This window comes from Vibrio sp. QJM3NY_27 (genome assembly GCF_057785955.1).
This window is the reverse complement of sequence record NZ_CM173511.1, coordinates 970,089-982,965: the sequence shown is the minus strand read 5'-3', so window position 1 is coordinate 982,965 and position 12,877 is coordinate 970,089. Positions and strand designations below refer to the sequence as shown.

General features: G+C 45.7%; 10 protein-coding genes. 1 reads left to right on the top strand and 9 read right to left on the bottom strand.

From position 1 onward, the window contains the following. The first annotated feature begins 1 nt into the window (after position 1). Positions 2–1,639 carry an eicosapentaenoate synthase subunit PfaD gene (pfaD, locus tag AC3CIA_RS04485; protein ID WP_428783667.1) on the top strand — a complete coding sequence of 546 codons (1,638 nt, stop codon included), beginning with the start codon at positions 2–4 and terminating at the stop codon, positions 1,637–1,639. Between the two features lie 108 nt (positions 1,640–1,747). On the opposite strand, the gene hflX is transcribed toward pfaD, so the two are convergent. From hflX to AC3CIA_RS04440, 9 genes are all read right to left on the bottom strand, one after another. Continuing rightward, positions 1,748–3,115, bottom strand: a complete 1,368-nt coding sequence (gene hflX / locus AC3CIA_RS04480; protein ID WP_017073597.1) for a GTPase HflX — start codon at positions 3,113–3,115, stop codon at positions 1,748–1,750. 285 nt (positions 3,116–3,400) lie between these two features. Beyond that, complete coding sequence (locus AC3CIA_RS04475) at positions 3,401–4,513, bottom strand: ABC transporter ATP-binding protein (protein ID WP_488518588.1); 1,113 nt, start codon at positions 4,511–4,513, stop codon at positions 3,401–3,403. 6 nt (positions 4,514–4,519) lie between these two features. Further along, complete coding sequence (locus tag AC3CIA_RS04470) at positions 4,520–5,377, bottom strand: carbohydrate ABC transporter permease (protein WP_009848502.1); 858 nt, start codon at positions 5,375–5,377, stop codon at positions 4,520–4,522. After that, positions 5,374–6,312, bottom strand: a complete 939-nt coding sequence (locus tag AC3CIA_RS04465) for a carbohydrate ABC transporter permease (protein WP_488518587.1) — start codon at positions 6,310–6,312, stop codon at positions 5,374–5,376. The genes AC3CIA_RS04470 and AC3CIA_RS04465 overlap by 4 nt, the downstream gene beginning before the upstream one ends. Before the next feature lie 181 nt (positions 6,313–6,493). Then, positions 6,494–7,741: an ABC transporter substrate-binding protein gene (locus AC3CIA_RS04460; protein WP_488518586.1), complete on the bottom strand. Its 1,248-nt coding sequence runs from the start codon at positions 7,739–7,741 to the stop codon at positions 6,494–6,496. Positions 7,742–7,851: 110 nt separating this feature from the next. Next, positions 7,852–9,297 (bottom strand): ATP-binding protein, encoded by a 1,446-nt coding sequence (locus AC3CIA_RS04455; protein ID WP_488518585.1) that lies wholly within the window; start codon positions 9,295–9,297, stop codon positions 7,852–7,854. A gap of 72 nt (positions 9,298–9,369) precedes the next feature. Continuing rightward, a complete protein-coding gene (locus tag AC3CIA_RS04450; protein ID WP_017076788.1) occupies positions 9,370–10,098 on the bottom strand; it encodes a response regulator in 729 nt (242 codons plus the stop codon). A 157-nt stretch (positions 10,099–10,255) separates the two neighbouring features. Further along, complete coding sequence (locus AC3CIA_RS04445; RefSeq protein WP_488518584.1) at positions 10,256–11,713, bottom strand: protein adenylyltransferase SelO; 1,458 nt, start codon at positions 11,711–11,713, stop codon at positions 10,256–10,258. 478 nt (positions 11,714–12,191) lie between these two features. Further along, the gene (locus tag AC3CIA_RS04440; RefSeq protein ID WP_488518583.1) at positions 12,192–12,833 is read right to left on the bottom strand and encodes a LysE family translocator; all 642 of its coding nucleotides are present in this window, start codon (positions 12,831–12,833) and stop codon (positions 12,192–12,194) included. Positions 12,834–12,877: the final 44 nt, after the last annotated feature.

The following is a 12,877-nucleotide window of genomic DNA, read 5'->3' as shown; positions in this document are numbered from 1 at the left end:
TATGACAACTCAAACCACTATCAATAACGAAAAGCTATCTCCGTGGCCTTGGCAGATCGAAGAGAGCACAACTCGCTTTGATAACGCGGCAATGTCGACAATATTAAAAGACTTAAGCCTTGCTTGTTACGTCGTGAACCACCCAGAAAAAGGGTTAGGTGTTAGCCAACAAGCGGAAATTACATCGGGCGATTCAGCAAGTTCAGCGAACAACCAACCTGTTAGCGCATTTGCTCCAGCTCTTGGTACACAAAGCCTAGGCGACGAAGATTTTCGCCGCTGCCACGGTGTGAAATACGCGTACTACGCAGGCGCAATGGCAAACGGCATTTCATCTGAAGAGTTGGTGATTGCGCTTGGCCAAGCTGGCATTCTTTGTTCATTTGGCGCGGCGGGCTTAATCCCATCTCGCGTTGAGCAAGCGATCAACCGTATTCAAGCAGCACTGCCAAACGGCCCTTACGCGTTTAACCTGATTCACAGCCCAAGCGAACCCGCTCTAGAGCGCGGCAGTGTTGAACTATTTTTGAAGCACAAAGTGAAAACCGTTGAGGCTTCAGCCTTCTTAGGTTTAACACCGCAGATCGTTCACTACCGTGCCGCGGGCCTTAGCCGCGATGCACAAGGTGAGATTCAGATTGGCAACAAAGTTATTGCTAAGGTAAGCCGTACTGAAGTTGCAAGTAAGTTCATGCAACCAGCTCCAGTTAAAATGCTGCAAGCTTTGGTTGATGAAGGCCGAATCACAGCAGAACAGATGGAACTGGCACAGCTGGTTCCTATGGCTGATGACATTACTGCAGAAGCCGATTCTGGTGGTCACACCGATAACCGTCCACTGGTTACCCTACTGCCAACGATTCTTGCCCTGAAAGAGCAAATCCAAGCACAGTACCAATTCAAAACTCCACTACGTGTCGGTTGTGGTGGTGGCGTAGGTACGCCTGACGCTGCTCTAGCGACGTTTAACATGGGTGCTGCTTACATTGTTACTGGTTCAATCAACCAAGCGTGTGTTGAGGCTGGCGCGAGCGAACACACACGTAAGCTGCTTTCGACAACTGAAATGGCTGACGTGACTATGGCCCCGGCGGCAGACATGTTCGAAATGGGTGTGAAACTGCAAGTGGTTAAACGCGGCACCTTGTTCCCAATGCGTGCAAACAAGCTATACGAGCTATACACGCGTTACGATTCAATTGAAGCGATTCCAGCAGAAGAACGCCTGAAGTTAGAGAAGCAAGTATTCCGTTCAACACTGGATGACATTTGGGCGGGAACTGTGGCTCACTTTAACGAGCGAGACCCTAAACAAATCGAACGAGCTGAAGGCAACCCGAAGCGTAAAATGGCGTTGATCTTCCGTTGGTACTTAGGGCTTTCTAGCCGTTGGTCAAATACAGGTGAACAAGGTCGTGAGATGGATTACCAAGTATGGGCAGGCCCTGCACTTGGCGCATTCAACGCATGGGCAAAAGACAGCTATCTAGACGATTACCAACAGCGTAATGCCGTTGATCTAGCAAAACACCTAATGCATGGCGCAGCCTACTTGGCTCGCGTTAACTTGCTGACCTCACAGGGCATTAAGCTTGATCCTGAACTCGCACGCTGGAAGCCAACTCAAAGAATGGCTTAAGTGACTCATGACTTAGCTAAACTTAAATTAGCTAGGCTCAACGAATAAAAAAAGCGACCACTTAGGTCGCTTTTTCTTTAGGTGTTCTTATCTAAATTTGATAGACGATTAAGAGTTTTGCATACGCTTTTTCAGTCGCGCTAAATCAATAGCGCTTGAACGAACCGTTAATTTGATGTGTTCGTAATCGTACTCTTCTTTAACCACACTCATGTTTGAGCGAATCTCACCGATGATGCCTTGTCCAGAATAAGGGATAGTGATCTCTTCTTCGATCATGCCTTCTTCAGCAACACCAACGATGTACTTGTGCAGTTTCGTGATATCTAACGGATCACGAGTCGACGTTAGCATTGCATCTGGGAATTCTTCGATCAGCTCTAATTGCTGTTCTTCAGTCAATCTATCGCACTTATTCAGCACTAATAGTTTTTCGCTACCTTCAACGCCCACTTGTGCTAATACGTCGTGTACGACATCAAGCTGAGCTCGGAACGAAACGTCAGAAGCATCAACGACATACAAAAGCAGTGAAGCATCATGCGCTTCTGCTAGCGTTGAGTGGAATGAAGCAACCAGATCGTGTGGCAGTTTCTTGATGAAACCAACCGTGTCTGAAACCAAGATACGTGGCTGAGTAATCGGCTGAAGTGCACGAACCGTAGTATCTAGCGTTGCGAACAGTTTATCTTCACCCACCACTTCGGTTGCGGTCATTGCACGCATCATCGAAGACTTACCGGCATTGGTGTAGCCAACTAAAGCAACAGTGAAAAGCTCCGCGCGCCTTGTGCGTCTGGTCTTCATTTCATCTTGTACGCTTACTAGCTCACGCTTAAGCGCAGCAATTTGGTCACGTACGTTACGACGGTCTAGCTCTAGTGAAGTTTCACCTGCGCCCTGACCCATTTGACGCTCTTTATCACCCTCAGCCGTTTCACGCAGTCGTGGAACTAAATAGTTTAGACGAGCGATATCAACTTGCAGACGAGCAGTACGAGTACGAGCGTGACGGCTGAAGATTTCGATGATGATGCCAGTACGGTCAAATACTTCCACACCCAAACTCGCCTCAACAGTACGCATTTGAGATGGACTTAAATCACAGTCAAATACCACAACATCAGCGGCACCGTATTGGAAGTTGCCCGTTGGAAGATCATCAAAATCTAGCTCATCGATTTCAGAACTAAAATCAAACGACTCATCAATAAAATCTTCATCTTCAGCTTCTTCAATAGAGCCTTGGTAACCAGTTAGATGTGCAATTTCGGCAAGCTTACCTGCACCCAACACATTCTGTCTTTGAGATGAGTTATGGTGCTGCGATTGCGTACCGACGACTTTAAACCCTAGGGTTGACACTAAGCGAGCAAGTTCGGCAAGAGACTCTTTTGCTTCGTCACCTTTAAAATCCGGTGTCGTAATAGAAATAAGTAAAGCGTTATTCGCCGCTGGTTTTGCTGTTAGTTTCATGTATTCTTCTGTTTATGCACCAAGGTGCAACCTAGTTTTTGGTCTAAAGTAGTGTGATCCTACGCGTTTCTACGTCAGCTTTATAGAGCTAAGGGATACTAAATCAAGATATTATTGCAGTAGAAGCATATATATCGTTTATCCCTCTGTTTTTATAAGGGATAAAAAGCAAGTATAGACAACGAAAAGGCAGCATCACATTACTTATTACTAGTTGGTGATACTGCCTTTGATTTAGACATGAACTTTGATTGTTAAACTAACTCAGCAACTAGACGTTAGAAGTTAGAATTCGATTCTCGCTTCGGTTTGAGCATCGAAGAATACAGCCTTTGATAAGTCAAAATGAAGCGGTGCCATTTGCCCAACCGACACTTCAAACTCTGGCGACAAACGACACGCCACTTCTTGGTCGTTAACTTTGACCATCGCGATAGTATCTGGCCCTGTCGGTTCCAATACCTCTAGCTGTAAGTCTAGTTTTGTTGAAGCAGAAACATCATCACTTGGCTGCTCAGTAATATGCTCAGGACGTAGCCCTATCACCAACTCTTTGCCATCTTGGTCACGCATACTCTGTGGCAATCGGATGTGATGTTCTTGTTCGGCAGTACCCACCACTTTGATGATCGGGTTGTGCTCATCATCCAAGTCCACCATGGTTTTAATGAAGTTCATTGATGGTGAGCCCATAAAGCCCGCTACGAACATGTTGTTTGGCTTGGTGTAGATCTCTTGTGGTGTGCCTAACTGCTGCAGTTCACCGTCTTTCATTACTGCGATGCGATCCGCCAGAGTCATAGCCTCGATCTGATCATGGGTTACATAAACGATCGTGGTGTTGAGCTTCTGATGCAGACGTTTAATCTGGTGACGCATTTCAACACGCAGCTTGGCATCCAAGTTAGAAAGCGGCTCATCAAACAGATACAGCTTAGGACGACGAGCCAAGGCGCGCCCCATCGCGACACGTTGACGCTGACCACCAGAAAGTTGCGACGGTTTACGATCCAGCAACTGTTCGATTTGCAGCATTTCCGCTACTCGGTTTACCTCTGCATCAATCTCTTGCTGTGGCATCTTACGGATCTTCAAACCGAAAGCGATATTGCCGCGTACCGTCATGTTTGGGTAAAGCGCGTACGACTGGAATACCATCGCAATATCGCGATCTTTAGGTTCTACCTGCGCCACGTCTACACCATCAATTACAATCTCACCCGAGCTAATATTCTCGAGCCCAGCGATGGTGTTCATTAGGGTGGATTTCCCACACCCCGAAGGGCCGACAAGTATCAAAAATTCCCCCGAATCGATACTGATGTCGATGCCCTTTAACGTTTCGTTGTCCGCGTTGCGATAGGTTTTACGGATCTGTTTTAAATCTAATGTTGCCATGGGTAATTATCCTTTTACTGATCCTGCCGTTAGGCCACGAACAAAATATTTTCCTGCGAAGACATACACCAACAGCGTTGGCAGCGCGGCGATGATCGCGGCAGCCATGTCGACGTTATATTCTTTAACGCCAGTACTGGTGTTGACTAGGTTGTTTAATGCCACGGTGATCGGCTGAGTTTCTGAACCGGAATAGACTACTCCGAACAAGAAATCATTCCAGATTGCGGTGAACTGCCAGATCACTGTCACCATGATGATAGGTGTCGAGATCGGTAATAAGATCTTGAAGAAAATGGTAAAGAAGCCAGCACCATCAAGCTTTGCCGCTTTGATCAATTCATCAGGAATCGAGATGTAGAAGTTACGGAAAAACAGCGTCGTAAACGCCATGCCATAGATAACGTGCACAATCACCAAGCCGATGGTTGTGTTCGCTAAGCCCATCTTGCCAAGCATGGTTGCCATTGGTAAAAGCACCACTTGGAATGGGATGAAGCAACCAAACAACAACAAGCTAAAGAACAGGTTCGATCCTCGGAACTGCCATTTCGTCACGACATAGCCATTGAATGCACCCAACAATGTTGAAATCGCAACCGCAGGAATCACCATTTGGAACGAGTTCCAGAAGTAGCCTTTGATGCCTTCACATTTCACGCCCGTACAGGCGGTATCCCACGCTTTATACCAAGCATCGAACACCCACTCTTTCGGCAAGCTCATTAAGTTACCCGCCTTGATGTCAGGCAGAGTTTTGAATGACGTCAGCGCCATTACGAACAGTGGCATTAAATACACCAAGCAGAAGAAAAGCAGTGCTGAATAAATAAAGATTCGAGCAAAGTTGATGTTATTCATCATGACTTTTTCTCCCTAAGTTCAGAGTAAAGGTAAGGCACGAGAATCGCTAAGATACCGGCAAGCATCATCATGGCACTGGCAGCACCAAGGCCGATTTGACCACGAGTAAAGGAGTGTGCGTACATAAATAGCGCAGGAAGATCCGATGAATAACCGGGACCACCTGCCGTCATTGCGGTCACAAGGTCGAAGCTCTTAATCGCAATGTGTGACGTAATGATCACCGCACTGAAAACCACAGGGCGCAAGCAAGGTAAAATAATTTTGAGATAGATAGTGGGTAAGCTTGCCCCATCAATTTGTGCCGCTTTGATGATTGAAGAATCGATACCGCGAAGACCCGCTAAGAACATCGCCATCACGAACCCTGAAGACTGCCAAAGTGCCGCGATAACCAAGGTATAGACCGACATTTCAGAGTCGACTAGCCAATCAAATTTGAAGTCAGTAAATCCCCAGTCTTGCATCAGCTTTTCAATGCCAAGACCTGGATTAAGAATCCATTTCCAAGCGGTACCCGTCACGATGAATGACAGCGCCATTGGGTAAAGATAGATAGTTCGAATCGCCCCTTCTTGGCGGATATTCTGGTCAAGCAATACGGCCAAACCAACACCTAACAAGATAGCAATCGCCATGAATAGAAAACCAAACAAACCGAGGTTGGTGATTGAGGTGATCCAGCGATCGTTATCCATCAGCTTTTCATATTGGGTTAAACCAACGAAGTTAAAGCTCGGCAGAAATCGAGAGTTGGTGAACGACAGCGCTGCCGTCCAAAATATATAGCCGTAGATACACACCACGGTCACTAACGCGGTCGGCGCCAGTACTATTTTAGGTAACCAATGTTGCAACCTGTCAGCAAAACTTGGTTTTGGCGCAGGCTGGCTCCTTGTGGATTTTGGAGTCGACTCAGTCAAAACATGCTCCATAACTTATCCTTGTTGCACAATCGAGCCAATGGCTTACCTTTCGGCACCACATCAGCATCACGCATATCAGAATTAGAAGTGAAGAGCAGATAGACTCCCTACGAGCCTACCCACCCTGGGGGTTCGATAAAGCAACACATCCCGTCACTCACGTGCGTTGTGCGTTGCTTATCAAGTTAGATTAGATAGCGGCTTTCACTGCTTTAGCTAACTTAGCTGCCGCTTGTTTAGGATCGGCATCTTTATCATTGAAGAAGTTGGTCACTACGTCATAGATAGCGCCTTGAGCGTAGCTTGTTGTCGCTAGGCCGTGAGCCATACTCGGAACAAGATCGCCAGATTCAGCACTCGCTTTGAAGGTTGCCATTGAATCCAACGCACATTGGTCGAATTTAGACATGTCCATATCGAGACGTACAGGGATTGAACCTTTGTTAAGGTTGAAGACTTCTTGGAAATCTTTGGTAAGAATGGTTTTCGCTAGGTCTTGTTGCGCTTTTTGGTTCTCTTCGTCGCTTAACTCAAAAAACGCAAAGCTATCGATATTGAAGGTAAATTGGCCGTCAGTACCTGGAGCTGGTGCACAGATGTAGTCTTTACCCGGTACTTTGCCTGCCGCAGTAAATTCACCTTTAGCCCAGTCACCCATGATTTGCATCGCGGCTTCGCCATTGATAACCATTGAAGTTGCTACGTTCCAATCACGACCTGGAGAGTTGCTGTCGATGTAGTCACGCATCTTTTTGAACTTGGTGAACACTTCCACCATTTTGTCGCCAGATAACACGTCCATATCAAGCTCAACGAACGCTTTGTTGTAATCTTCACTGCCTAGTACATCAAGTGCCACGGCTTCGAATACCGTCGCGTCTTGCCAAGGTTGACCACCATGAGCCAGTGGAATGAAGCCAGCCGCTTTAATCTTGTCTGCAGCAACAAAGAACTCATCTAACGTAGTTGGAACCGTAACGCCTGACTTTTCTAAAACAACAGGGTTAGCCCAAAGCCAGTTAACACGGTGAACGTTGACAGGAACTGCGACATATTCGCCATCCCACTTCATCACTTTAGTCACTACTTCTGGTAGTAGTTCATCCCACTGTTCTTGTTTCGCTGTTGCATCGAGAGACGTTAGAAAACCTAAACCACCCCACTCCTGAATATCATGACCTTTGATCTGCGCTGCAGATGGTGGGTTGCCTGATACTGCTCGCGTTTTTAAAACGGTCATCGCACTTTCACCGCCGCCACCAGCCACTGCAAAGTCTTTCCACGTATGGCCTTGTTCTTCAATCATCTCTTTCAGTACCGCAGCGGATTTCGCTTCGCCACCGGCAGTCCACCAGTGAAGCACTTCCACTTCACCAGCTTGAGAAAATGTTGAGGCAGCAAGAAGAGATAGAGTAAGTAGGGTTTTATTGATTTTCATTATAATCTTCCATGTTTAGCGGACTCGACGTCCGGTTCAATAAAGAGTCTACTTATTTTGATTTTTAGGATTGAAACAAAAGGTAAGACTTATGTAACACAATTGTTACATTATACTTCTAAGCCTCTTGGTATATAGACTTTGGCTTCTAGGCCACCATGAGAGGAGTTGCGAACAATGAGATCTCCGCCGTGTCCATGCAGAATGTTTCGACAGATCCCGAGCCCTAAACCGTGCCCTTGGTCGTCGGTTGCAAGCCTAAAGTAGGGTTCAAAAACCAACTCTAACTTGTCTTCAGGAATGCCATTACCACGGTCTTGAATAGTCACGACCACCCAAAGCTCATCACCACTAACTTCCACTACGGCAGATGAACCATACTTAACTGCGTTGTCGATTAAGTTGGTCAGTACACGCTTAATCGCCAGTGGTTTCGCGACCAATGGCTCAATGACGACCGGCTCGAACTCTACCTTTGTTTGGTACTGGTTATGAGATTCAATCACAGAGAGCACCATTTCATTGAGGTCAATAATGGCATTATTCTCGTGTAGATCGGTGTCTCTTACCGCTTGCAAAGCACCTTTGACCATCATCTCGAGCTCATCGAGATCTTTATTGAATTTGTCTTTCTTTACTTCACTCTCCAACAACTCTGCACGCAATCTTAGACGTGTTATTGGTGTCTTTAAGTCATGGGAGATCGCAGAAAAAAGGTGCTCTCGGTCGGCAACATAGCGACGAATCCGTTGCTGCATGCGATTAAAGGCTCGGGTTGCAGTGACCAGTTCAGTCGCCCCTTCTTCTTTCAGTTGGGGTTGCTGAATGTCCATACTCATCTCATTAGCTGCTCTTGCTAACTTTTTCAGAGGACGCACTTGGCGACGAATCATCAAGTAAGTTAGAACCAGCAGAATAAGCGTTGAAGAAACTAAGAAGATCACCTGCTCTCTGCCAAGAATCGTATCGTCGAGTTTCACATATGGAGCAGGCAACAATGCCGCAATGTATACCCATTCGTGACTGGTCAATTCGATTTGTACAACCAGAATGGGTGGATTCAGCGGCTCTAACGTTAAAGTATGATGTGCCCAAGATCGCGGGAGATCGCTTAAATATATGTCATTTTTGAGCAAGCGAAGGTGTTCAGGACGAGAAAAATCAACCCGCACTGACGCCACTTTATTGAGTTTGCTACTCAAAACACTTTCTATCGCTTCAATCGAGGCGGTTTTTAAACGGGTATCAGGGATCGGTTCGACAATCAAAGCCTCTTTATTGAAAGAAACGAAGAAACGCGTTCCCCCCATATTGCGGATTTGATCCAGCACGATATGACGATATTTGACGGGTAGAGATTGGAAAAAAGTCACCGTTGAAGCAAACATGTTCGCCATGCTCGACGAAGCAGAACGAATCCCTTCCAGCTCTTTGTGTTTTGATTCGCTATACCATATAGACGTTGCGATACCTTGAGCTATCACCACGGCTAACAGCGTCAACAATAAGGTTCTTGCGACTAACGAATTTGGTTTCAACCAACTCATCCAGTTCATACGAGATATTTCATCCGGAATACTTCATTGGAAATACTTTATTAGCATTACTTCATTAACAGTAGGTCATGCTTAGTGTTCATACTGAACCGGCACAGCAAGAATGTAGCCATTACCGCGCATAGTTTTGATGTAGTGAGGGTATTTACCACTGTCGCCCAACCGACTTCTCAGGCGACTAAGCTGCACATCAATACCACGTTCAAAAGGCAGCGCTTCGCGGCCTCTGGTGGCGAAAGAGATGGTGTCACGGTCGAGAACTTCATTAGGACGAGTCAAGAACAGCATTAACAAAGAAAAGTCACTGCCCGACAAATCCATTTCCTCTGAATTTTCATTGTGGGAGATTCGATGCGCTAGTGTATCGAGCGTCCAATCACCAAAAATAATCTGCTTTGGCAGTGCATCACTTGGCTTGTCATCCACCACTTGAACACGGCGTAGTAGTGCTTTGATACGAGCCATTAATTGGCGCGGACTAAATGGCTTCGCAATGTAATCATCGGCACCAATTTCTAAACCAATAATTTGATCGGTTTCATCCGATACCGCTGTCAGCATGATGATTGGCACATTAGATTGCTTTCGAACTCGCTGACACAAGGTAAAACCATCGTCACCGGGGAGCATAACATCGAGCAGAATCAGGTCTGGATAACCTTGGCTTTGCAGGTGGGTTTCTAATTCAACACCGTCTCCAACAGAAGAGACATCGAAACCCGATTTTGTGAGGTACTCTTCCAGCAGCTCGCGGATTTCTTGATCATCATCCACCACGAGAATTCGAGTATTTGTTGGCATCGCCCAAACCTATTAAATTTACAACTTATTCACATAGTGTATAGGCTGGCCGATTATTTGATTATTGACATGTTTGTAAAGTTAGACGAACAAACAGATAAAGATCACATCTTAGTGACCTCTACCTGTACTTAGCGATTCAAAGAATCATCGAAGGTTAAGAGGAACAGCTGATTTCCATGGCTTTGCCCCACTCAGGAGGCAGAGCTGCAAGGTGTTCATAGTCTGGGTGTTCTGCATAAGGGTCAGCCAGAACCACCATTAGTGCTTCAATATCGCTGCTATCACCGCGTTCCGCTTTATCTATGGCGAGTTGAGCAAGGTAATTTCTGAGGATGTATTTCGGGTTCACCTGTCTCATCTTTTCACAGCGCTCTGCCACTGAACTGTCTTCCAATTCGCAGCGCTGTAAATAGTTATCCATCCATAGCTTTGCTGCCTCGCGGTCGATAATCAAATCAATCACTTCCTGTGGCGGCAAGGTATCCAAGTTCGACAGCGTTCTAAAGAACCTTGGGTAATCGACTTTGTTTTGCGACATCAGCTCGAACATAGATTCAAACAAGCGAGTATCACCTTCTTGTTTGGAAAGTAGCCCCAATTTACGACGCATCAGTTGACTGAAATAACCGTTCATTTGTGGCTCGTATTGTTCGAGTGCAGCCTCAAGTTCGGCTTTATCCACCAGCGGCGAAAGTGAGTGCGCCAGTGCCGACAGATTCCAAAGCCCTATTCTTGGTTGCTGATTAAAGGCATAACGACCTTGGTAATCCGAGTGATTACAGATCAATCTTGGGTCGTATTCATCAAGGAACGCGAATGGGCCATAATCGAAGGTTTGCCCGATAATCGACATGTTATCTGTGTTCATCACCCCGTGAGCAAACCCATTGGCTTGCCACAATGCGACCATTTCAGCAGTACGATCAACAATCTCATTAAACATGGCAGCGTAGGGTTTCTCTTCATCGAGGCATTCTGGGAAGTGCCATTCGATGACTTTGTCGGCCAATAATTTATGTTCTGCCAACTGATTGGTATAAAACAGGTGTTCAAAGTGACCGAAACGAATATGCGATTCAGCAGCGCGCACCAATAATGCACCCCACTCTTGCTTCTCACGGTAAACCGGCGTGTCACTGGTCATCATAGCCAGCGCACGTGTGGTGGGGATATTAAGCCCCGCCATTGCTTCGCTACATAGATACTCACGAACCGTCGAGCGAATAACTGCGCGGCCATCGCCCATACGTGAATATGGCGTTTTACCCGCACCTTTCAGGTGTAAATCGAACGTTTCGCCATTTTTAGCGACAATTTGCGCTAATAACAGCCCTCTTCCATCACCTAAATCAGGGTTATAAGAGCCAAACTGATGGCCTGCGTATTTCATTGCTACCGGTGAGAATGGCTCAGGTTCAACATTGCCAGATAACGTCTCAAGCAATTCCTCAGAAGCATCTTCAAATGACGGAAAGTCGAGCTCACTCGCAAGATTATGGTTCCATGCGAGCCATTGGACATTGCTGAGCGGTGTAGGTTGAATTGGGGTATAGAACAGTCGAGGTAATGCGATAAATCGATTGTTAAATGAAATAGAATCCCAGACAGACATGAGAGGCACACTGTAGATAAAAGATGATTTAAGATTATCACAGTTTGATAACAACTTCAGATGAGGTTACGCGATGAGCTTATGAGAGAAGATTGATTAGCTGTTTTGCGAAGAGGAAAAGCTAAGTGGCTAGACTGATGAGAAGAGCCACATTTACGAGAATAAGAGTTCTGACTTTGAAGACTTTTTAACAAGTGTATTCATAATAAAAACTGAAAATATTGAGCCATAAAACTGACTACATTAGAGCAAGAATACCCACTAGAGAAAGGGTAGAGAAAATCCAAGTGCGACTGATAACGCCAAAATTACTGTGTTGAATCATTTCTTGATGCTGCATATGTCTCTCCTCGAGAACGTGATGGTGTAACACCAATATATCGACTTTATACCGATATCAGCAAGCACATTAATATTAACCTTTTATTACAACACCAAGAAACTTCTGTAACTATTCAACTATTTGATAAATCAAAAGCTATGCTCGACTGGTCGTCGAAAGCAGTGCGCCAGCCCCAATAAAGACACCTCCAGTGACACGATTGAATACCTTGGCTCGGCCTTTAGCAAACAACCAATTTGACGACTTCGCGCCTAAATAGGCGTAAACCAATAACCAAGACAATTCCATTACAATAAAGGTCAAAGCAAACACGGTGAACTGTGGAACCAGAGCGATCGATGGGTCAATAAATTGCGGAAAAAGTGCGGAAAAAAATAGGATAGCTTTGGGATTGCTCGCGCCAACAATAAAGCCACTGAGGTAATGCTGCGCAGCACTTTCTTTAACAGATTTAGAATCGGCTTGTTGATTTGATAACTTGTCATAATCTTGCTGGTTAGATCGCAATGATTTCCAACCGAGGTAGATAAGATAGGCTGCACCGGTCCATTTAATGACGTTAAAGACCACTTCCGACGAAGCGATAATCACACCCAGCCCAGTAAACGATAACGTTAGAATTCCAGTAATCGCAGTTAAGCTACCCAGCGCGGTAAATATCGATAATTTAAAGCCAGATTGCACACCTTTGGTCATGCATAATAAAGAGCTTGGCCCGGGCGAAGCTGTCAAAACCAGCACCGCTAATAAATAATAAATCCATGTATCAAAGCTCATCGCGAATTCTCCTTAACTCACTAAAACGAGTAAACATTGATCAT